We start from the raw sequence: 20776 nt of genomic DNA on the forward strand, positions 1-20776 counted from the left end.
CGCCGTCGCGGATGCCGGCCAGCGGCCGGCACTACCAAAGCCGCCCGATTCGACATGTCATGACTCAGCCCCGGTAGGTGTCGACCTTGGTCGACACGCTCTCGCGCCGTCGCGGATGCCGGCCAGCGGCCGGCACTACCGCCGCCGGGCATCGCGCACCCGGCGTACTCATCAACCTCAATACACCGGCAGATCGATGTAACTGGCCTGCGCTGCGCTGTGCCAGACCCGCTGCGTGGCCTTCTGGTAATCGCCCGGCTTGGCCAGGTAGATGTTCGGCACGTAGGTCTGCGGATTGCGGTCATACAGGGGGAACAGGCTGGACTGCACCTGCACCATCACCCGATGGCCCTTCTGGAAGGTGTGGTTGGCGTTGGGCAGGTCGAAGCGGTACGGCAGCACCTGGTTGGCGGCCAGCGGCTTCGGATCGCTGAAGCTTTCGCGGTAACGGCCACGGAAGATCGCCAGCGACACCGGCAGCTCGTAGCCACCCATCTCCGGCGTCGACGCTTCCTGGTCCGGATACACGTCGATCAGCTTCACCACCCAGTCGCTGTCGGTGCCACTGGTCGAAGCCTGCAGGTGCACCACCGGCGCGCCGCCAATGCGCAGCGGCGCGGTCAGCGGTTCGGTGATGAAGGTCAGCACGTCCGGGCGGCCATCAACGAATCGCTGGTCCTTCACCAGCCAGGTGGTCCACATGTCGCGGTCGCCGAAGCGGACCGGGCGCGGCACGAACGGTACCGGCTTGGCCGGGTCGGACACGTATTCCTCGAAGTCCCCCTCGCCCGCCGCCGGTGCCTGGAACGCCAGCTTGCCGCCGGCGCGCAGGTACAGCGGCTTGCTGCTGGCGGCACAGCCCTTGTCGCAGCTGCGCGGCCAACCCTTCAGGCGGTCCCAGTGGTTTTCGCCGGTGTTGTAGATCAGCACCGGCGGCGTATCGGCCGTCGGCACGCCATCCACCAGGTACTGGTCGAAGAACGGCTTGAGCACATCGCGACGGAACTGTAGCGCGGTATCGCCATCGAACTTCAGCGCACCCAGCTCGCTGCCGCCGTAGTTCACCTGGCTGTGCCGCCACGGGCCCATCACCAGATAGTTGCGGTTGTTGCCGCTGTCGCGCCCTTCCATCGCCTGGTAGGCGTGGTTGGCACCCCACATGTCTTCCTGGTCCCACAGGCCCTGCAGCCACATGGTCGGCACCTTCAACGGTGTCTTGGCCATCACCGCGTCCAGCGCCTGGCCCTGCCAGAAACCATCATAGGCCGGGTGCTCGACCAGCTTCTTCCACCAGGTCAGCTGGTCCACGCCGGTGAAACGCGCGTAGTCACCGGCCGAACCGAGGCGCAGGAAGGTGCTGTAGTCGTCATAGCCGAGGCTGGGCAGCGGCGTGCCCTTGCCGCGCTTCTCGGTCTGCATTGCGAAATAGTTGAAGTTGACCTGGCGGAACGCACCGTAGTTGAGCCAGTCGTCACCCATCCAGCCATCGACCATCGGGCTCTGCGGCGCGGCCACCTTCAGTGCCGGGTGCGGGTCGGTCAGCGCCATCACCACGGTGAAACCCTCGTACGACGAGCCGAGCATGCCGACCTTGCCGTTACTCTCCGGCACATTCTTCACCAGCCAGTCGATGGTGTCCCAGGCGTCGGTTGAGTGATCCACCTTGGTGTTGTTCAACGGCCCGCGCAGCGGCCGGGTCATCACGTAATCGCCTTCGGAGCCGTACTTGCCACGGATGTCCTGGAACACGCGGATGTAGCCGCCGTCGACGAACACCTCGTCGCCCTGTGGCAGCAGGTCGCGCATGCGCGGCGAGTCACTGCGGTTGGCACGGCCAGCAGCGTCGTAGGGGGTGCGGGTCAGCAGGATCGGGGCATTGCGGGCACCCTTGGGCACCACGATCACCGTATACAGCTTGGTGCCATCACGCATCGGCACCATCACCACGCGCTTGTCGTAGTCACGACCGACATCGGGGGCAACGAAGGGCTTGCCGCTGATGTCCGGGGTCATCGGCGGGGTATCGGCGGCCAGCACGGCGCTGGACAGGCAAAGGGCAATGGCTACAGCGACGGCACGCATACGCATGGACAACCCCTCCCGGCAGGAAAGCTCCAAGCCTACTCCTGCCCCGAGCCATGAAGTGTGTGCGGGCTTTGCATTCTGCGGTGGATGCAGGCAGGACTGATGGCACATGTGCGGCCAATGTGGGAGCAGTGCGTCCTGTAGAGCCGAGCCCACGCTCGGCTCAGACCGCCGCGACCTACCCGAAGAGCAGCCGAGCGTAGGCTCGGCTCTACAACATCAGGCCACCACCACCTCATGCAGTGCCAGCCAGCGCCAGCGACCCTCTTCCTGCCGCAGCACCGCCAGTGACTCCCGCCATGCAGGCGTGCTGCCATCGAGCGAATGCCCTTCGCGATAGCGCAGCACCGCCAGCGGTGAAGGCGCTTCCACCGCGTGCACGGCGTCGATGGAAATCCGCAGCCCGGGGCGCGCCCCGTGACCGCCCGCGAACAACGCCTGCACGGCTTGCCGATCCAATCGGCGACCCGCGATGCCGACCATGCTGAAGTCCGCGCTGAAGTGCGCCATCAGATCCTCCAGCGCATCGGCGCCGACATCGGCACGGAACCAGGCCTGCAGCTTGTCGTGCAGGTGGTGGATTTCATGTTCTGCGGTGGTATCCATCAGATGTTCTCCGGTTGCGAAAGGGTGAGCAACTGCGGCCGGCGCAGCAGCGCCATCGGCAGCAGGGTCAGTACCGCGGCCAGACCCAGCGCCATGCCGGTGGCGTGGGCCGGCAGCCATTGCATGGCCAATGCCAGCAGCAGCGCGATGGCCGCGGTGCCCAGGCAGAAGCTGAGCTGGCGGTTGAGGTTCCAGAGTGCGCTGGCATCGCCCAATGCTTCGCCCTCGACCCCATGGAAGGCCAGCGTCTGCGCGGTGCTGCTGCACAGGCTGCCGCCGGCGCCCATCAGCGCGAACAGCAGCCCGGCCAACGCGAAGGCCGGCTGCGGCAGCAGCGCCATCAACAGCAGGCCGCTGGCCTGCAGGAGCATGCCCGTACGCAGTACCGTGGCCGGGCCGAAGCGCGCCAGCAGGCGCTTGCTGGCCGTGATCGCAATGGCCGAGGCCAGCGCCCAGGGCAGCATCAACGCGCCGATGCGTGCCGCGCTGTAACCGGCCTGGTGCAGCTGCAGGGTACTGACCAGCTGGCTGCCGATGAACACACCGGGCACTGCCAGATAGACCAGCATCGCCAGGCGCAGGCCCCGATGGGACAGCAGCGACCAGCGCAGCAGGGGCTGCGCCTGCTGCCGTGCATGCCGCAGGTGGGCCGCCGCCAACAGCATTGCGATCAACAGCAGTACGGCACCGGCGGCCCGATGGCCGGGTTCACCCAGCCAGGTCAACGCCAGCAGCAGCGCGCCCAGCGCCAGCATCGCGGTGGACAGCGCATAGGCCTGCAGGCGCGGCGCACTGCGCGCGCCATCGGCCGGCATCCAGGCCAGCACCAGGCTGATCGCCACCACCGCCAACGGCAGGCTGGCCCAGAGCACGCCGCGCCAGGACAACCACTGCACCAGCAACCCGCCCAGCGCCGGCGCCAGTGCGGGCACCAGCAGCGCCACCAGCAGGATGCGGCGGGTCAGCGCACCACGCTGGTCCGGCGTGCATTGTCGGTACGCTGCCGCCTGTGCCACCGGAATCAGCAGGCCACCGGCCAGCCCCTGCAGCAGGCGCCAGCCCAGCAGCCAGCCGATACCCGGTGCGGCGCCGGCCAGCACAGCGGCAACCGCGAACAACAGCAACGCCACCAGCAGCAGGCGACGCTCACCACAGCGCGCGGCCAACCAGGGCGCCAGCGGAATCACCACGCTCAGGCCCAGCATGTAGGCGGTGCCCACCCAGGCCAGGGTACCGACATCAGCGTGCAGTTCCGCTGCCAGTGCCGGATAGGCCACCGTGGCGATGAACATGTTGACCAGATCCAGGGCGAACACCAGCAGGAAGATCGCCTCATGGCGCAGGCGGGGGGACGGCATCGGCGGTGCTCCAGCAGAGAGACCGCCAGCATGCCGCCCGGGAGCTGTTGGAAAAACACGACAACACCTGCAACACTGTCAAATCTTTTTTGACAATGAACCGCCATGGTCAGTCTCGATCGCTTCGATATCTTCCGTGCCGTGGTCGAGGCCGGCAGCCTGACCGCAGCGGCCGATCGGCTCGGCCTGAGCCGTGCGGTGGTCAGCTTCAACCTGAAACGGCTGGAGCAGGAGCTGGGCGTGACCCTGCTGCTGCGCAGTACCCGCCACCTGGCCCTGACCGACGCTGGCGAACAGTTCCTGCAGCACTGCGTACAGGCGCTGGATGCCGCGCAGGCGGCAATCGATGCCGCGCGGCGCGACCAGCACCAGCTGCAGGGTGTGCTGCGCCTGACCACCACCCCGGAGTACGCGCAGCTTCGCCTGATTCCCGCACTGGAAGCCTTCCGTGCGCGGCATCCGGCCCTGCAGCTGCACCTGTCCACGTCTCCCGCGCCGGCAGACCTTATTCCCGAGCGCTTCGACCTGGCGATCCGTCTTGGCCGTCTGCCCGATTCGGGCCTGCATGCCAGTGAACTGGAACGGCACCCGCTGTGCGCGGTGGCGGCTCCGTCCCTGCTGGCACGCCTGCCCTCTGCCGATGCGGCCAACGACCCCGTGCAACTGGGCACCCTGCCCCGCCTGGGTTACCCGCGCCTGGCCGACGTGCCGGTGGTCGCGCCCGACGGCAGCGACGCCTTGTTTGCCACCAATCCGGGCAATGCAGTGGTGCGCGTGGATGGTGCCAGCAGCCTGCGCGCCTTCGCCGTGGCCGGCGCCGGGGTCACCGTGCTGCCACGCTGGCTGATCGAGGACGACCTGGCCCGGGACCGCCTGCGCCCGGTGCTGCGCCAGCACCGCTTCCCGCAGCAGAGCGTGTACGCGGTCTACCCGCACAGCACGCAGCCCTCGCCGAAGGTGCGGCAGCTTATCGATTTCCTGCGCGGGTGGTTCGCCATATGAAAAGGGGACGGAGGGGATTAAGTCGTTTATGCATAAACGACTTAATCCCCTCCGTCCCCTTTTTCAGGCACGGCCCTTGCGGGCCGTGCCTTCAAGCCTCAGCGCAGCACCTGCTCCACCAGCTGCACGTCCACCGTCTGCAGCGGTTCGGCGGCGTTGCGCGACAGCTGCACCTGGTAGGTGCCACCGTCGATCTTCCACTGGCGCGCCTGTGCATCGTAGTGGGCCAGCGTCTTCGGCTCGGCTTCGATGCGGATGCGGCGCTGTTCGCCCGGCTGCAGGGTCACCTTGTCATAGCCGATCAGGCGGATCGGCGTGGTGCTGCCGGCCGGCAGCTTCAGGTACAGCTGGGCCACGTCGGCACCGGCGCGCTTGCCGGTGTTGCGGATGTCGACGCTGGCGACCAGGCGCGAACCTTCCACGCTCACCTTCAGGTTGTCATAGGCGAACGAGGTGTAGGACAGGCCATGGCCAAAGGCGAAGGTCGGGGTCAGGCCCTTGGCCGCCATCCACTTGTAGCCGACGTTGGCGCCTTCGATATCGAAATCGAACACATCACCGAACGGCTTGGCCGGCTTGAAGCCGAGGCCGTCGATGTGCGGGCGCGGCAGCTGCGATTCGTCCGTCACCCAGGTCACCGGCAGGCGGCCGGACGGATTGACCTGGCCGGTCAGCAGTGCGGCAATGCCTTCGCCACCGCGGATGCCCGGGTACCAGGCCTGCAGCATCGCCGGCACCTGCGCCAGCCACGGTGTGCGCACCGGGCCGTTGGTTTCCAGCACCAGCACGGTCTTCGGGTTGGCCTTGGCCACTGCCGAGATCAGGGCATCCTGGTTGTCCGGCAGCTGCATGTCCGGCAGGTCCACCGATTCGGCGGCCCACTGCGTGGCAAACACGATGGCCACATCCGCCTGCGCGGCCGCCTTGGCCGCAGCAGCGGCGTTGGTGCCATCCACATACGTGATAGTCGCGTCCGGGCGCGCCGCACGCAGCGATTCCAGCGGCGAGGACGGATGGAAGATCACCGGGCCCGGCCAGGTGGTCGGCATCACGCCGGGCACCGCGTTGGTGCCCTTGGCGGTCACGCCCACCATCGATGAACCACCGCCACCGATCACGCCCTTGTCGGCATGGCCGCCGATGATGACGATGCGCTTCACGCTGTCGGCCAGCGGCAACAGGTTGCCCTCATTGCGCAGCAGTACGCTGCCCTCCTCCACCGTGCGCTGGGCAACGGCGAAGCCGGCCTCGGCATCCACCTTCTGGTGCTGCGGCGGGTTGTCGAAGTTGCCATGCAGGAACATCGTGCGCAGGATGCGCGCCACCATGTCGTTCAGGCGCGCCTGCGGCACCACGCCGCCATGCACGGCCAGGCGCAGCGGTTCATCGAAGAACACCGCCGCGTCGAACACCTCACCGGCCGACTGCTGGTCCAGGCCGGCCAGCGCAGCCTTCGAGCCACTGTGCACGCCACCCCAGTCGGACATCACGAAACCGGGGAACTTCCATTCCTGCTTCAGCACCTGGTTCATCAGGTAGCCGTTCTCGCAGCCGTAGGTGCCGTTGATCTTGTTGTACGAGCACATCGCCACGCCCGGGCGACCGGCATCCAGCGCGATCTCGAAGGCCAACAGGTCCGACTCGTGCATGGCCTGTTCGCCAATGCGCACGTCGTGGAAGTTGCGACGGGTCTCCATGTCGTTCAGCGCGAAGTGCTTCATCGAGGAGATCACGTGCTGGCTCTGCACGCCCTGGATCAGCGCGCCAACCATCGAGCCGGCCAGCAGCGGGTCTTCGCCGGCGTACTCGAAGTTGCGGCCGTTGCGCGGGTCACGCTGCAGGTTGACGCTGCCCGACAGCAGGATATTGAAGCGCTGCTGCCACGCCTCGCGGCCCATCGTGGCGCCACCGGCGAAGGCAACTTCGCGGTTCCAGCTCGATGCGGTGGACGGGCCCGATGGCATCGCCGTGGCGAAGTCGCCCGGGCGGATGCCCCCCGGATTGGTCACGCCGACACCGGCGTCGGCCGACTGCTGCGACGGGATGCCCAGCCGCGGTACGCCCGGCACGAAGCCGGCCGAACCGACCGCACCTTCCGGCAGTGGGCCGCCGTCCTTGCCCAGCCCGAAGTAGCTGTGCAGCATCTGGAACTTCTCATCCTCGGTCATCGCCTTCAGCAGCAGCGCAGCGCGCGCATCGGCGTTGAGCGTGGTGTCCATCCACGGCGTGTTGCCGTGCTTGTCGGCGGCATAGGCCAGGGTCAGCAGGGTGGCACGCAGCGTGCTGCCTTCCACCTTGAACGGCGCGCTGCTGGCGGCCTGGAAGCCGTCGCTGAAATAGCTGGCATCGGCTTCCAGCGCCACACGCGCCGGATCGAAGCCTGCGGCCTTGGCCGATTCACCGGCCACCGCGCCGAGCAGCACCGCCGGTGCACCCAGCCGCGAACGGGTGACCAGCGCCGGCAGCTGCGCCGCACCTGCACCGGCATCGGTATAGACCGCCACAGTGTGGCGGCCGTCGTCCAGGCGCAGGTAGTTCAGGCCCGGCTGGTCGGGGCCGGATTCAGCGGCGATCGGCAGCCGGGTCAGAACAGCCTGGCCGCGCTGGGTCTGGCCATCGTCCTTGCCGGCGGCAATGAAGCGGTACTCGTAGCCCAGGCCATCGGCCAGCACCTGCAGCGGATCGACCTGGCCGATGCCGCGCTGCACCTGGCGCACGCTCACCGCGTCCACCTTCAGGCTCTTCAGTTGCGCGGCCAGCGCCGGCATCGCCTCGGCGTGGGGCGCCTGTTCCAGGGTCAGCACAGTGAACGCGGTCGGGTCGGCCCAGGCCGGAGCGGCCAGTGCGGCAGACAGGGCCAGAGACAGTGCAAGCGGTTTTGTAAACGTTTTCATCGGCAGGCGTAATTCCGTTGCCAAGGCAATCGGTCCAGGGAAAGTGCCGCCGAAGGGTGCAGCGTTCATGCCGCGCAGGGGTTGCCAGGCAACGCCCCGCAGGCCGATGGACGGGCCGGTCTGCGCGCGGGACCCTCCTCCCGGCGTGACAACCTGCCTGCCCGGGCCGCGCAGGGCGACCCAATCCTGTGAAGATTGTGCGAGGGCGTTCACACCTGTCAACAGGACCTAAGTCACAGGGGCAACCCGGCCAATGGTTATCAGTCCATCACTGGCGGTCATCAGCGCGCCGCGCGAGGCTGCTGATAATGGAGATCCCTGGCCACGAATCGAGCCCATGACCGTACATCGCGACTTCGATCATCTCTGGCGCGACCGCTGTGACACCTCCAGCCAGCGCGCACCGCGCGTGCTGATCCGGGTGTTCGTGGCCCCGGGCGAGCTGGAGCGCAGCGTGGCGTTCTACGAGCAGTTGCAGGGCGTGGTAGCCGATGCGGGGTTCCCGTTCCCGGAAGCCGGGCTGCGCCTGGCGATGGTCGGCGCCTTCCTGCTGATCGAAGGCAGCCAGGCGGCACTGGCACCGTTCACCTCGACCACGGGGACACTGCTGGTCGATGACGTTCGGCCCTATCACGACAAACTGGTCGCCGCCGGCGCCGAGATCATCTTCCCGCTGCAGGTAGTCCCGACCGGGGCGGCGTTCAATGCGGTGCATCCCGATGGCACCGTGGTTGAATACGTGCATCACCGGCCGGATCCGCACGGGCGCTGAGGGGGCGCACGGCCGGGCGGCGCCCGGCACCCGCGGTAGTGCCGGCCGCTGGCCGGCAACCTCAGAAGCAACAGCCGGAGCAAAAGCGGGCTTCCTGTGGGTTGGCGGGGGTGGGGGCCGGTTGCGGGGACGCCGTGAATCCGTCTGTCGAAATAATCGATTTCGATTGAGATTCATCCACGCATGGCGTGGATCTACAATCCCTCAATGTCCTCCCCCGCCCTGCCCTGGAATGGCACGTTGCTGCTGGATGCTCACGTGGCCGTGCTGCAGGGTCATGCCGGTGACAGCGCCGCGCACGCGCACTACGCCCATCAACTGCTGCTCAGCGATGGCGCAGCCTGGAAGGTCGAGGTCGATGGCGTGCAGCAGCAAGGCCAGCGGCTGTGGCTGCCGTCATTCCAGCCGCACGCGATCCTGTTAGCGCCAGAAGCAGGCTGCACGGTGTTCCTTGAGCCGACGCATGCCAATCCCGCACAGATCCAGCAATACCTGCACGCACTGCCGGGCAACGCGCTGGAACTGCACGGCTGGCTGCCCCGGCTGAGCCGCCCGCAACCGTTGGACCGCCGCGTGCAGGCGGCATTGGCCCGTATCGCCCAGCACCTGCCCGGCCCGGTGCCGGCCGCCGATATCGCCGGGGCGGCGCACCTGTCGACCAGCCAGCTGCACCGGCGTTTCCAGTCTGATCTGGCGGTGACCCTGCGCGGCTGGGTGCTGTGGCAGCGGCTGCGCCGCGCACTCATGCATCATCTGCGCGGGCACACCCTGACCGACAGTGCGCATGCCGCTGGATTCGCCGATCTGGCCCATCTGTCGCGCAGCCTGCGCCGCATGTTCGGTATCGGTGCCGCGCAGCTGCAGGGCCTGCAGCTTCACGCGGCCTGACACGGCCCATCATCCGCGCCTGCGCAGACCTTCCGGCAGCTCCGGCACCTCGCCATGCGGCAGTTCGCGGAACGGCGCCAGCAGCTGTCCCGGATAATCGCGCGGATAGTCCGGTTGGCTGCCGATGCCGAGGTCGCGCTGCTGCAGCCGATAGCCCGGCGCATCGAAGGCGGTCCCCAGCAGGTGATCCCAGACGGTCAGGAACAGGCCGAAGTTGACGTCGCCAGCGTTGCCGTAACGCATGTGGTGGAAGCGGTGCAGCGGTGCCCACGCCATCACCCGGCCCAGCAGGCCCGGGCGCATGTCCACGTTGGAGTGCTGCAGCAGCAGCTGGATGGCAATGGCGAAGGCCAGCACCGCAGCCACCGGCATCGGCAGGCCCAACAGCAGCAGCGGCAGTACGCCGCCCACTGCTTCGGCCGCCTGGTGCAGCGGATGCTTCATCAAGCCGTTGAAGCCGTACATGCGGGTGACGCTGTGATGCACCGCGTGCAACCGCCACAGCCAGCCGATGCGATGGCTGGCGTAGTGCACCAGGGTAATGCCAAGGTCGGCGCAGACGATGGCCAGCAGTACCTGCAGAACGAACGGCCACTGCAGCGGCCACAGCTGCCACGGAAGGAGCGCTGCCAGCAGCGGCACCGCAGCGATCGACAGCAGGTTCAGGCTTTCGTTGACCAGTGCATGCAGGGTGTCACGCAGACTGTCGCCGTGGTCGTGGTTGAACGCGGGGTCATACGGCCAGGCACGTTCGGCAGCGAACGAAACCGCGATGGCGACCGCCAGCAAGGCCAGCAGCCATAGCGGATCGCCATGGAGGTGGCCGACCCAGACGACGGCGGCGGCAACGAAACCGAGCAGGAACAACGGGGCATACAGGCGGAGGATCCAGTGTTTCATGGGCAACCCGGAACGTGAGGGGCCTGCATGCTGGCGCGGCACGACGGTTGCGCGCTTGAACAAACGGCGCAACCCGCCCCGTCTCGGTGGATATCCCCCCTTTGGCCGACACCGCGTTTCCCCCACCCACGGATGGCGTGGATCTACAATGGCGCCCTCATCGCGCCCGGTACCGGCATGGATTCCTTCAACCTGATGCGCGCCTTCCGCCGCATCGTCGAACGCGGCGGGCTGGCCCGCGCTGCCGAAGACCTGGGCATGTCGCCGGCCGGGCTGAGCAAGCAGTTGCGCGCGCTGGAAACGCACCTGGGCGTGGTGCTGCTGCAGCGGACCACGCGGCGCATGAGCCTGACCGAGACCGGCCACGCCTATTACCGCGAATGCTGCCGCCTGCTCGACGAATTGGACGCATTGGAACGTGGCATCGCCGAACAGCGTGGCGAGGTGGCCGGGCGCCTGCGTGTCAATGCACCGCAGTCGTTCGCACTGAGCACGCTGTCGCCGCTGCTGCCACGCTTCCTTCAACAGCATCCACAGCTGTCGCTGGACCTGGTGATGGAAGATCGCCTGCTCGATGCGGTCGGTGAGGGTTTCGATGTGTCGTTGCGGCTGCGTGCCGAGCTGGACGACTCGCGACTGGTGGCGCGCCGGCTTGCCTCGCTGCAACAGGTGCTGTGCGCTGCCCCGTCCTACCTGCGGCAGCGTCCAGCACCGCAGTCGGTGGACGATCTGCAGGTGCACAGTGTGCTGGCCTACAGCCTGTCCGACTCCCCCGGCAGCTGGCCGCTGCTCGGCCCGGATGGGCAGGTGACCATCACCCTGCCGGCACGCGTCACCGTCAACAACAGCCTGCTGCTGCGCGACCTGCTGGTGGCCGGCATGGGCATCGGCGCCCTGCCCTCGTTCCTGGCGGCACCAGCGCTGGCCCGTGGCGAACTCCAACAGGTGCTGCCCGACCACCGCTATCCGCCACGCTTCGTGCATGCGGTCTATCCCACGTCGCGCCACCTGCAACCCAAGGTGCGTGCCTTCATCGATTTCCTGCACGCCGAGCTGCCCCGCTGCGCCGGCCTGGATTCGTAACCGCCAGCGAAAACTGAGCTGCCCACGGCGCGCTGTTTCGGCCCCACCGCGCTGCCTAATCTGCCGCCTCCCCTCTCACCGATGGCAGGCAGATGTCTCCCGTTCCTTCCCCCGCCACCGCCGCGCCGGTGGTCGACTTCTTCCACGACGTGGTCTGCGGCTGGTGCTTCGTGCTGGCCCCGCGCCTGCAGCAGGTCTCGGCCGAACTCGGCATCCAGGTGCGCCATCGCAGCTTCGTGCTGCAGGACTCGCGCGCGCAGATGGTCGAGGTGTTCGGCTCGATGGAGCGCGCCAAGGCGATCATCCTGCGCCACTGGACCGACTGCGCCGCGCATGAAGACAGCGCGCGCATCGATATCGAAGGCATGCGCGCACAGGACTTCGAATATCCCTCCGGCTGGCTCGGCGCACTGGCCTGCCAGGCCGCAGGGTTGATCGGCGGCAATGATGCCCATGGCGCAATGTTCGACGCGGTGCAATGGGCGCACCTGCACCAGCACCGCAACATCGGCGACGCCGAAGTGCTGCTGGATATCGCCGAATCACTGGGCCATCCCCGTGGTGCCTTCGCTGACCACATGCGCAGCGACGCAGTACGCCAGCACGTGCAGACCGATCGTGCCGACGCCGCTGCCCTCGGCATCCGCTCCATTCCCACCGTGATCGGCGGCAACGGCCTGCGCCTGCAGACCCTGCCGCTGCCGCAACTGCGCCAGGCCCTGGCGCCCCTGGTCGCGGCCTGAGCCGCACCCTCCCCACCCTGCAAGGAGATTCCCCCATGACCCCACGTATCCTGGCCAGCGCGCTGGCCCTGCTACTGGCCGGCACTGCGGCGTCCACCACCGTGTCCGCGCACGAACGCGTTCCCTCCGGCCAGCAGGTCGGCACCAGCCCCTGGGGGCCGAAGGACGAGATCGGCCGGCTCAACCTGATCACCGAAGCCTCGCGTGCGGCGATCCTGTCGCGGGTCAGCGGCGGCAAGGCCTATGACCTGGCCACCGACTACTACGTCGGCATGCCCAGCTGGCAGGACGCCGGCGACCCGCACTACCAGTTCTGGATGACCCACACCCCGCGCGGCACGGTGATGGATGATCCGATGGGCGTGGGCGAGAGCATGAACCTCACCCGCAGCTACACCGGCACCGCGTTCTCGATGTACAGCCACACCGGCACCCACATCGATGCGCTGAACCACTTCGGCATCCACGGAAAGATCTGGAACGGCTTCGAGGCCGACAAGCATCTCGGCGATCGTGGCTGGAATGTCACCGGCATCGAGAAATTCCCGCCGCTGATCGCGCGTGGCGTACTGATCGACGTGGCCGCCGCCAAGGGCGTGGACATGCTGCCGGACAGCTACCGCGTCACCCGCCAGGACCTGAAGGATGCGCTGGCACGCCAGCGGGTGAAGCTGCAGCAGGGCGATGTGGTGCTGATCCGTACCGGCCGCATGCGCCTGTTCGAACAGCCCAAGGCCTACATGGCCAACCCGCCGGGCATGGGCCTGGACGCGGCGCGCTTCCTGGTTGAGGACAGCGGCGCGATGATCGTCGGCGCCGACAACCTGAGCTTCGAGACCTTCCCCTCGGAGGTGGCCGACGACTACGTGCCGCTGCACACCTACCTGCTGGCCCAGCAGGGCGCGCCGATCATCGAACTGGTGGCGCTGGATGAACTGGCCCGCGACAAGGTCTACGAGTTCGCCTTCATTGGCGGCCCGCTGAAGATCCGCGGCGGCGATGCCGCGCCGCTGCGCCCGGTCGCGCTGCCGGTCCGCCCGTAACCGGGCCCTGTGGGTGCCGACCTGGCTCGGCACTCCTTTTCCACTTCAGCAACCTGAAACCCGGCCCGCCAATTTCATTAGTAATTCTACTCACAAGGCGAGTAGCATGTCTGGTCTCAGCCCCTGATACCAGCCCGCCGATACTCGCTCCATGCCTGTCGTTTCCGCCCGTTCCTGCCGCTTCCAGCCCGCCCGGCGCCTCCCTTGGAGGACCGGCTGATGGGCGCCGTCGTCGCCCTCGACCGGCTGCTGGACGGCCGCCAGTTGTGGCGCGGCCCGGCCCGCCAGGGGCCGGCCAGCGACCACCTGGCCAGCGGCCACCCGGCGCTGGACGCACGCCTGCCCGGCGGCGGCTGGCCGGCCAGCGGGCTGTGCGAGGTGCTGCAGGCGGCGCCGGGCGTTGGCGAACTGGCCCTGGTCTGGCCGGCGCTGGCCAGGCTGAGCCAGCGCGACCGCCCGATCGTGCTGGTCGCCCCACCCTATCGCCCGCATGCCCCGGCCTGGGCCGCGGCCGGGCTGGATCTGGCCCAGCTGCAGATCATCCACGCTGCGCCGAAGCAGGCGCTGTGGGCGGCCGAACAATGCCTGCGCTCTGCCGCCTGTGCGGCGGTGCTGTGCTGGCCGCACCAGGCCGACGATCGCGCCCTGCGCCGGCTGCAGGTCGCCGCCGACAGCGGCCAGTGCCTGGGCTTCGTGTTCCGCGAGGCGCAGGCAGCGCGCAACCCCTCCCCGGCCAGCCTGCGCCTGCAGCTCGACCACGGCCAGGTAAGGGTGCTGAAGTGCCGTGGCGGCCTGCCACCCGCGCAGCCGTTGCCACTGGCCATCACCCACTGAGGCCGCGCCATGCACTGGGCCTGCCTGTTGTTGCCGCAGCTGGCGCTGGACAGCGTGCTGCGCCTGCAGCCGGACCCCCAGCGGCCACTGGTGCTGCTGCAGGGCCCAGCGCAGCGCCGCGTGCTGCGTGCGGTCAGCCCGGCCGCGCGCGCAGCAGGGCTGCGCCCGGGCATGCTGCTGTCGGCTGCGCAGGTGCTGGTGCAGGACATGCACCTGCACGACTACGACCCTGACGCGGAACAGCACACCCGGCAGCTGCTGGCCAGCTGGGCCTACGCCTACAGCTCGCAGGTCAGCCTCGATTTCCCGCATGCACTGGTGCTGGAAATCGGCGCCAGCCGTGCCCTGTTCGGTGACTGGCTGACGATCGAAAAGCGCCTGCGCAACGAACTGCATGAACTCGGTTTCCGCCACCGCCTGGTGGCCGCCCCCACGGCACATGCCGCGCGCGTGCTGGCCAACGTCCACGACGGCCTCGGCATCGATGCGCAGCAGCTGCCAGCGGCACTGGCACAGCTACCCTTGCCGCGCTGCGGCCTGCCCAGCGACGCGGTGACCGTGCTCGGCCGTTCCGGCCTGCGCACGCTGGGTGCGGTGCTCGAGCTGCCGCGTGACAGCCTGGCCCGGCGCTTCGCACCGGAGGTACTGCAGCAGCTGGATGCACTGCGCGGCCTGCCCACCGCGCCGCTGCGCTACTACCAGCCACCGGACCGTTTCGATGCGCGCATCGAATTCGAATACGAGATCGAATCCAGCCAGGCCCTGCTGTTCCCGCTGCGCCGCCTGCTGCTGGACCTGGCCGCCTTCCTGTGTTCGCGCGATGGCGGCGTGCAGCGCTTCGACCTGCATTTCGAGCACGACCTGCTGCCGGCCAGCGTGCTGACCATCGGCCTGCTGGCCCCCGAACGCGATCCTGCGCTGCTGTTCGAGATCGCACGCAACCGCATGGAAGCGTTCGCCCTGCCGGCCGGCAGCCGCGCACTGCGCCTGCAGGCCGAGCAGCTGCCACCGTTCGTGCCCGCCGCGCGTGACCTGTTCGATACCCGGCCGGCGCAGGCGATGCCCTGGAACCAGCTGCGCGAGCGCCTGCGTGCGCGGCTGGGTGATGACGCCGTGCAGCCGCTGGCGGTGCAGGCCGACCATCGCCCCGAACGCGCCAGTGGCACCCAGCCACCGGCCAAGCCCCCGTCGTACTGGCCACTGCGCCCCGGCTGGTTGCTGGACACCCCACAACCGTTGCGTGACCCGCGCCTGCGCATCGTCGCCGGGCCGGAGCGGATCGAATCGGGCTGGTGGGACCAGGCCGACGCACGCCGCGACTACTACGTGGTGGAAACCGCACACGGCCAGCGCGGCTGGGCCTTCCGTGAGCGCAACGATCCGCATGCGCCGTGGATGCTGCACGGCTGGTTCGGCTGAGCCGCCATGCACAGCGAACTGCCCGGCTACGCCGAACTGCACTGCCTGTCGGCCTTCAGTTTCCAGCGCGGTGCTTCGATCGCCGAAGAACTGTTCGCGCGCGCCGCTGGCCAGGGTTACCGGGCACTGGCGATCACCGACGAATGCTCGCTGGCCGGCATCGTGCGCGCCTGGCAGGCGGCGAAGGCGCATGGCGTGGCGCTGATCGTCGGCGCCGAATTCCAGGTCGAGGACGGGCCGAAGCTGGCCCTGCTGTGCACCGACCAGGCCGCCTATGCCGGGCTCTGCCAGTTGATCACCACCTGCCGGCGGCGCGCAGCCAAGGGCGAGTACCGCTGCCTGCGCGAGGACCTGCTCGGCCTGCCCGACGGCCTGCTGTGCCTGTGGCTGGACCGGCAACCGGCCGCCACCGACCTGGAACTGCTGCGCGCCGGCTTCAATGATCGGCTGTGGTTGGCGGTGGAGCTGCACCACGAACACGACGACGCACGCCGCCTGCAGCAGCTGCAGGCCTTCGGCCAACGCCACCGCCTGCCGCTGGTCGCCAGTGGCGACGTGCACATGCACGTGCGCCGCCGCCGCGCCCTGCAGGACACCCTGACCGCGATCCGCCACCGCTGCAGCGTGGCCGAGGCTGGCTGGCGCCTGTTCCCCAACGGCGAGCGCCATCTGCGTCCGCGCACCGCGCTGGCCCAACTGTATCCGCCCGAATTGCTGGCCGAGACCCTGCGCATCGCCGAGCGCTGCCACTTCACCCTGGAACAGCTGCAGTACACCTACCCACGCGAGCTGGTGCCCGAGGGGCATGACCCGGACAGCTGGCTGCGCGTGCTGGTCGAGCGTGGCATCCCCTGGCGCTGGAAAGGCGGCATCGAACCGAAACAACGCGAGCAGATCGAACACGAACTGGCGTTGATCAAGCAGAAGAACTACGCCTCGTACTTCCTCACCGTGCAGGACATCGTGCGCTTCGCGCGCAGCCAGGACATCCTCTGCCAGGGCCGCGGCTCGGCGGCCAACTCCGCGGTGTGCTTCGTGCTGGGCGTGACCGAGATCGACCCGGCACGCAGCAACCTGCTGTTCGAGCGCTTCATCTCCGCCGAGCGCGACGAGCCACCGGATATCGACATCGATTTCGAGCACGAGCGCCGCGAGGAAGTGCTGCAGTACGTGTTCAAGCGCTATGGCCGCGAGCGCGCCGCACTGACCGCGGTGGCAATCAGCTACCGTGGCCGCAGCGCGATCCGCGACGTGGCGCGTGCACTTGGCCTGCCGATGGACCAGGTCAACGAACTGGGCGCGGCGATGGACCACTGGGGCGGCAACATCCCATTGCCGGAAACCCTGCGCGAGCGCGGTTTCGATCCGGACACGCCCTTGATGCGGCGCCTGCTGGCGCTGACCGCCGAGCTGATCGACTTCCCGCGCCACCTGTCGCAGCACCCCGGCGGTTTCGTGATTTCCGAACATCCCCTGTCGACCCTGGTGCCGGTGGAAAACGCGGCGATGGCCGACCGCACCGTCATCCAATGGGACAAGGACGATCTGGATGCCACCGGCCTGATGAAGGTCGACTGCCTGGCGCTGGGCATGCTTACCGCCATCCGCAAGTGCCTGGCCATGCTGAAACAGCATGGCCTGCATGAAGGACGCATGGATGCGATCCCGCCCAAGGATGCAAAGACCTTCGACATGATCTGCGCCGCCGACACCATCGGCGTGTTCCAGATCGAATCGCGCGCACAGATGGCGATGCTGCCGCGCATGCAGCCACGCACGTTCTATGACCTGGTGATCGAGGTGGCGATCGTGCGCCCTGGCCCGATCCAGGGCGACATGGTGCACCCCTATCTGGAGCGGCGCCGGATCCTGCGCGAACAGGGACCGGACGCGTTGAACGACCCGGACAACCCGCTCTACCCACCGCAGCTGGAACGCGTGTTCGCACGCACGCTGGGCGTGCCATTGTTCCAGGAACAGGTGATGCAGCTGGCGGTCGAAGCAGCCGGTTACACGCCTGGCCAGGCCGATGCCCTGCGCCGTTCGATGGCGGCCTGGAAACGCCGTGGCGGCTTGGAACCGCATCGTGAAAAACTGCTGGCAGGCATGTTGAAAAACGGCTTCAGCCGCGAATACGGTGAGCACCTGTTCGAGCAGATCAAGGGGTTCGGTGATTACGGTTTCCCGGAAAGCCACGCCGCCAGCTTCGCCCTGCTGACCTATAACAGCTGCTGGCTGAAATGCCACCATCCGGCCGCGTTCACCGCCAGCCTGATCAACAGCCAGCCGCTGGGTTTCTACAGCCCCGACCAGCTGCTGCAGGACGCGCGCCGGCATGGCATCCGCGTGCTTCCCGTGGACGTGCGCCACAGCGACTGGGACTGCACGCTGGATTTCAGCAGGGGCGCGGCCGCGATCCGGCTCGGCCTGCGCCTGGTCGACGGCTGCAATGAAGCGGCTGTACAGGCCATCATGCGCGAACGTGCACGGCGCCCGTTCGACGATGTGGGCGACCTGTGCCAGCGCACCGCCCTGGATCGCCGCCAGCAGGGCCTGCTGGCCGATGCCGGTGCGCTGCGCGGGCTCAGCGGCCATCGCCATCGTGCACGCTGGGATATCTCCGGCGTGGAGAACCGGCTGCCGCTGTTCGACCAGGCCCGCGCCACCGCTGAAGCACGCGTGCCGCTGCCCCTGCCCAGCGCCTGGGAGGACATGCAGGCCGATTACCGCAGCATCGGCACCACCCTCGGCCGCCACCCGATCTCGTTCCTGCGCACGCAACTGCGCAGCCGCGGCTGCCTGGATGCCGCGCAGCTTGCGGGCCACGGCCATGGCCGTCGCGTGCGCATCGCCGGCCTGGTCCGCATGCGCCAGCGCCCGCAGACCGCCAGTGGCGTTACCTTCCTCACCCTTGAAGACGAGACCGGCATGGTCAATGCCGTGGTCTGGCGGCACCTGGCCGATCGCCAGCACCGGGTCCTGGTCGATACCCGGCTGATGCAGATCGACGGCCGCCTGGAACGCGTCGATGGCGTGCAGCATGTCATCGTGCAGCGCATGCACTGCCTGGATGAACTGTTGCAGGGGTTGCGCAGCCACAGCCGCGATTTCCATTGACGATACACAGCGTCACACAATGAACTGGCCATCGGTCGCCCGCATCCGCTATCGTCGCTGCATCCAAGGAAGGACGACACGATGCCGCGCGCACTGCTGCTGACCACGCTGGTGGTCTCCACACTCGCCCTGCTGGTTTCCGGCTGGACCGCCTGGAGCCTGCATCGCAGCCAATCGCCACAGCGCATCATCGAAGCGCGAGGGCTGATCATCCACGATGGCACGGGCCAACCCCGGGTGATCCTAGGCGCGCCGGTGCCCGACCCCCTCAGCCGGGGCCGTATCCAGGGGCCGCGCGCTACCGCCCTGTCCGGCCTGATCCTGCTCGGCCCGGATGGCTCCGAACGCGGGGGCTATGGCACCAGCGATCGCGGCGGTGAAGCCGTGCTGACCCTGGACGATGCCAATGGCACCACGGAAGTGTTCAAGGTGGTGGCCAACCCGGACCGTGGTGCCAGCCTGATGGTCAAGCACCAGAACAACACCGGCGCCATGCTCACCTCATGGCAGGGCAAGCCGGAACTGATGTTCGTCGATGACAGCGGCCAGTCCCACTACGTGCGCCCGGGCGCCAACGCCGCGCCCTGATCTGCTTCTGTAGCGTCGAGCCATGCTCGACTGCTTCTACCAACAGCAGCCGAGTATGGCTCGGCTCTACAAAGGCGAAGCAACGTCGAGCATCGCTCGACGCTACAGACCGCACACCGCCGCCAGGTCGTCAGCCAGCGGCCGCAGTTGCGCCGCGCCCAGCGCCGCGCAGGTGATGCGCAGGCCATGTGCCGGCGCCGCCACCGCGAACACCTCGCCAGCGCGCACATGCCATCCGCGCGCGGCCAGCGCCAGCACCTGCGGATGGCTGTCGCCCGGCAACGGCAGCCACAGGTTCAATCCCTCCATCGGCAGCGGCGTCGGCACGCCACGCGCGCGCAGCAGTTCCTGCAGCGACTGCAGGCGCTGCTGGTAACGCTCGCCTGCCGAGGCGATCTTCGCCCGCTGCGTTGACGACGCCAGCACCGAGGTTGCCGCGTCCTGCAGCAGGTGACTGACCCAGCCGATACCGGATGCCAATCGCAGCCGCAACCGCATCGCGGTTTCTTCATCGCAGGCCAGCCAGGCCAGCCGCAGGTCGGGGCCGAGCGGTTTGGACAACGAACGCAGCAGCGCCCAGCGCCGCCCATCCAGCGGCAGTACCGAGTGATAGGCCTGCTGCGAGAGCAGCGCATAGTGATCGTCGATCAGCACTGCTACCTGCGGGTACGCCGCCAACAACTGCCGCAACGCCCGCGCCCGCTTCGCATCCAGGCTGGCCCCGGTCGGATTGTGCGCCCGGGGGGTGAGCAGCACCGCACGTGCACCAGCCTCCAGCGCCTGCCGCAGCGATTCGACCTGCATGCCCTGGGCATCCACCGCCACCGGCAACGGCGCATGACCCGACGCATTGAGCACATTGAGGCTGCCGAGGAAGCATGGATCCTCCACCGCGATGCGATCACCCGGCAGCAGCCACGCCGCCAGCAGGCGCTCGATGCCATCGACGGCGCCATGGGTCAGCTCCAGCGCATATCCCTCGGGGCAATCCGCATCCAGCGAGGCGCGTGCCAGCGCCTGCAACCTCGTGTCGACCGTACCCACGCCATACAGCCGCGGCGCCGCCGGGGTCAGGCGCAGGTTCGGCAGCAGGCGCGGATCCGGGTTGCCACCGGCCAGGTCCTGCAGCGCCAGCCCCGGGGTGCTGCCCTCGCGCGCCAGCGGCGGCGGCAGGCCACGCACCACCGTGCCGCGGCGGCCCGCCGTGCTGGCCAGTCCCGCCGCATCCAGGCGCTTGTAGGCAGCAGCCACGGTGTTGCGGTTCACGCCCAGCTGCTCGGCCAGTTCACGCACCGGCGGCAGCACGCTACCGGCCGGCAGGCGGCCCTTGCCGATGCCGTCGCGGATGCTGTCGAAGATCGACTCGGCGCTGTGCCCGGTGATTTTCATTTTGTCCTATGCCAAAATATCTCTTGTCCTGTGCCAGTGTATCCCACCCTGGCCA

16 protein-coding genes are annotated in these 20776 nt (G+C 68.2%); 10 read left to right on the forward strand and 6 right to left on the reverse strand.

What is annotated here, in order from left to right; all coding sequences use genetic code 11:
• Window positions 1-177: 177 nt before the first annotated feature.
• The 3 genes from AC5P8F_RS17100 to AC5P8F_RS17110 form a co-directional block, all read right to left on the reverse strand.
• Window positions 178-2088, reverse strand: coding sequence for a CocE/NonD family hydrolase (locus AC5P8F_RS17100; RefSeq protein ID WP_495220557.1), 1911 nt, complete (start codon window positions 2086-2088; stop codon window positions 178-180).
• Window positions 2089-2304: 216 nt separating this feature from the next.
• The gene (locus AC5P8F_RS17105; RefSeq protein ID WP_495220556.1) at window positions 2305-2691 is read right to left on the reverse strand and encodes a DUF4440 domain-containing protein; all 387 of its coding nucleotides are present in this window, start codon (window positions 2689-2691) and stop codon (window positions 2305-2307) included.
• The gene (locus tag AC5P8F_RS17110) at window positions 2691-4049 is read right to left on the reverse strand and encodes an MFS transporter (protein WP_142234901.1); all 1359 of its coding nucleotides are present in this window, start codon (window positions 4047-4049) and stop codon (window positions 2691-2693) included. The genes AC5P8F_RS17105 and AC5P8F_RS17110 overlap by 1 nt, the downstream gene beginning before the upstream one ends.
• A 105-nt stretch (window positions 4050-4154) precedes the next feature.
• Between AC5P8F_RS17110 and AC5P8F_RS17115 the strand changes: the two genes are divergently transcribed.
• Window positions 4155-5051 carry a LysR family transcriptional regulator gene (locus tag AC5P8F_RS17115; protein ID WP_164077361.1) on the forward strand — a complete coding sequence of 299 codons (897 nt, stop codon included), beginning with the start codon at window positions 4155-4157 and terminating at the stop codon, window positions 5049-5051.
• 98 nt (window positions 5052-5149) lie between these two features.
• Here AC5P8F_RS17115 and AC5P8F_RS17120 read toward each other — a convergent pair whose 3' ends face one another.
• Window positions 5150-7945 (reverse strand): beta-glucosidase family protein, encoded by a 2796-nt coding sequence (locus AC5P8F_RS17120; protein WP_227864519.1) that lies wholly within the window; start codon window positions 7943-7945, stop codon window positions 5150-5152.
• Window positions 7946-8282: 337 nt separating this feature from the next.
• Between AC5P8F_RS17120 and AC5P8F_RS17125 the strand changes: the two genes are divergently transcribed.
• Together AC5P8F_RS17125 and AC5P8F_RS17130 are read left to right on the forward strand one after the other, a co-directional pair.
• Window positions 8283-8717 (forward strand): VOC family protein, encoded by a 435-nt coding sequence (locus tag AC5P8F_RS17125; protein ID WP_014647503.1) that lies wholly within the window; start codon window positions 8283-8285, stop codon window positions 8715-8717.
• A 183-nt stretch (window positions 8718-8900) separates the two neighbouring features.
• A complete protein-coding gene (locus AC5P8F_RS17130; protein ID WP_343229549.1) occupies window positions 8901-9605 on the forward strand; it encodes an AraC family transcriptional regulator in 705 nt (234 codons plus the stop codon).
• A 9-nt stretch (window positions 9606-9614) separates the two neighbouring features.
• Here the strand turns inward: AC5P8F_RS17130 and AC5P8F_RS17135 are convergent, their stop codons facing one another.
• Complete coding sequence (locus AC5P8F_RS17135; RefSeq protein ID WP_046431202.1) at window positions 9615-10505, reverse strand: sterol desaturase family protein; 891 nt, start codon at window positions 10503-10505, stop codon at window positions 9615-9617.
• 132 nt (window positions 10506-10637) lie between these two features.
• Between AC5P8F_RS17135 and AC5P8F_RS17140 the strand changes: the two genes are divergently transcribed.
• The 7 genes from AC5P8F_RS17140 (at window position 10638) to AC5P8F_RS17170 (ending at window position 19332) form a co-directional block, all read left to right on the forward strand.
• Window positions 10638-11588 carry a LysR family transcriptional regulator gene (locus tag AC5P8F_RS17140; RefSeq protein ID WP_014647506.1) on the forward strand — a complete coding sequence of 317 codons (951 nt, stop codon included), beginning with the start codon at window positions 10638-10640 and terminating at the stop codon, window positions 11586-11588.
• Between the two features lie 92 nt (window positions 11589-11680).
• Window positions 11681-12331, forward strand: coding sequence for a DsbA family oxidoreductase (locus tag AC5P8F_RS17145; protein ID WP_495228638.1), 651 nt, complete (start codon window positions 11681-11683; stop codon window positions 12329-12331).
• 35 nt (window positions 12332-12366) lie between these two features.
• On the forward strand, window positions 12367-13374 hold the full coding sequence (locus AC5P8F_RS17150; protein WP_049418880.1) for a cyclase family protein: 1008 nt from the start codon (window positions 12367-12369) through the stop codon (window positions 13372-13374).
• 219 nt (window positions 13375-13593) lie between these two features.
• Complete coding sequence (imuA, locus tag AC5P8F_RS17155; protein WP_014647509.1) at window positions 13594-14208, forward strand: translesion DNA synthesis-associated protein ImuA; 615 nt, start codon at window positions 13594-13596, stop codon at window positions 14206-14208.
• A gap of 9 nt (window positions 14209-14217) precedes the next feature.
• Window positions 14218-15627 carry a Y-family DNA polymerase gene (locus AC5P8F_RS17160; RefSeq protein WP_046431214.1) on the forward strand — a complete coding sequence of 470 codons (1410 nt, stop codon included), beginning with the start codon at window positions 14218-14220 and terminating at the stop codon, window positions 15625-15627.
• Between the two features lie 6 nt (window positions 15628-15633).
• Complete coding sequence (locus tag AC5P8F_RS17165) at window positions 15634-18744, forward strand: error-prone DNA polymerase (RefSeq protein WP_032957267.1); 3111 nt, start codon at window positions 15634-15636, stop codon at window positions 18742-18744.
• 81 nt (window positions 18745-18825) lie between these two features.
• Window positions 18826-19332, forward strand: coding sequence for a hypothetical protein (locus tag AC5P8F_RS17170; RefSeq protein WP_049440952.1), 507 nt, complete (start codon window positions 18826-18828; stop codon window positions 19330-19332).
• 102 nt (window positions 19333-19434) lie between these two features.
• Here the strand turns inward: AC5P8F_RS17170 and ptsJ are convergent, their stop codons facing one another.
• Entirely contained in the window at window positions 19435-20721 is a 1287-nt protein-coding gene (gene ptsJ / locus AC5P8F_RS17175; protein WP_046431219.1) for a MocR-like B6 salvage transcription factor PtsJ, read from the reverse strand.
• Between the last annotated feature and the right edge of the window lie 55 nt (window positions 20722-20776).

It is taken from the genome of Stenotrophomonas sp. YJH_SMC_69, assembly GCF_059370495.1.

What these genes read in the sequence shown, in the direction of transcription:
- AC5P8F_RS17115 (WP_164077361.1), top strand. Translation starts at nt 4,155, where the DNA reads ATGGTCAGTCTCGATCGCTTCGATATCTTCCGTGCCGTGGTCGAGGCC.
- AC5P8F_RS17170 (WP_049440952.1), top strand. Translation starts at nt 18,826, where the DNA reads ATGCCGCGCGCACTGCTGCTGACCACGCTGGTGGTCTCCACACTCGCC.
- ptsJ (WP_046431219.1), bottom strand. Translation starts at nt 20,721, where the DNA reads ATGAAAATCACCGGGCACAGCGCCGAGTCGATCTTCGACAGCATCCGC.
- imuA (WP_014647509.1), top strand. Translation starts at nt 13,594, where the DNA reads ATGGGCGCCGTCGTCGCCCTCGACCGGCTGCTGGACGGCCGCCAGTTG.
- AC5P8F_RS17140 (WP_014647506.1), top strand. Translation starts at nt 10,638, where the DNA reads ATGGCGTGGATCTACAATGGCGCCCTCATCGCGCCCGGTACCGGCATG.
- AC5P8F_RS17105 (WP_495220556.1), bottom strand. Translation starts at nt 2,691, where the DNA reads ATGGATACCACCGCAGAACATGAAATCCACCACCTGCACGACAAGCTG.
- AC5P8F_RS17135 (WP_046431202.1), bottom strand. Translation starts at nt 10,505, where the DNA reads ATGAAACACTGGATCCTCCGCCTGTATGCCCCGTTGTTCCTGCTCGGT.
- AC5P8F_RS17100 (WP_495220557.1), bottom strand. Translation starts at nt 2,088, where the DNA reads ATGCGTATGCGTGCCGTCGCTGTAGCCATTGCCCTTTGCCTGTCCAGC.
- AC5P8F_RS17110 (WP_142234901.1), bottom strand. Translation starts at nt 4,049, where the DNA reads ATGCCGTCCCCCCGCCTGCGCCATGAGGCGATCTTCCTGCTGGTGTTC.
- AC5P8F_RS17120 (WP_227864519.1), bottom strand. Translation starts at nt 7,945, where the DNA reads ATGAAAACGTTTACAAAACCGCTTGCACTGTCTCTGGCCCTGTCTGCC.
- AC5P8F_RS17150 (WP_049418880.1), top strand. Translation starts at nt 12,367, where the DNA reads ATGACCCCACGTATCCTGGCCAGCGCGCTGGCCCTGCTACTGGCCGGC.
- AC5P8F_RS17145 (WP_495228638.1), top strand. Translation starts at nt 11,681, where the DNA reads ATGTCTCCCGTTCCTTCCCCCGCCACCGCCGCGCCGGTGGTCGACTTC.
- AC5P8F_RS17130 (WP_343229549.1), top strand. Translation starts at nt 8,901, where the DNA reads ATGGCGTGGATCTACAATCCCTCAATGTCCTCCCCCGCCCTGCCCTGG.
- AC5P8F_RS17160 (WP_046431214.1), top strand. Translation starts at nt 14,218, where the DNA reads ATGCACTGGGCCTGCCTGTTGTTGCCGCAGCTGGCGCTGGACAGCGTG.
- AC5P8F_RS17165 (WP_032957267.1), top strand. Translation starts at nt 15,634, where the DNA reads ATGCACAGCGAACTGCCCGGCTACGCCGAACTGCACTGCCTGTCGGCC.
- AC5P8F_RS17125 (WP_014647503.1), top strand. Translation starts at nt 8,283, where the DNA reads ATGACCGTACATCGCGACTTCGATCATCTCTGGCGCGACCGCTGTGAC.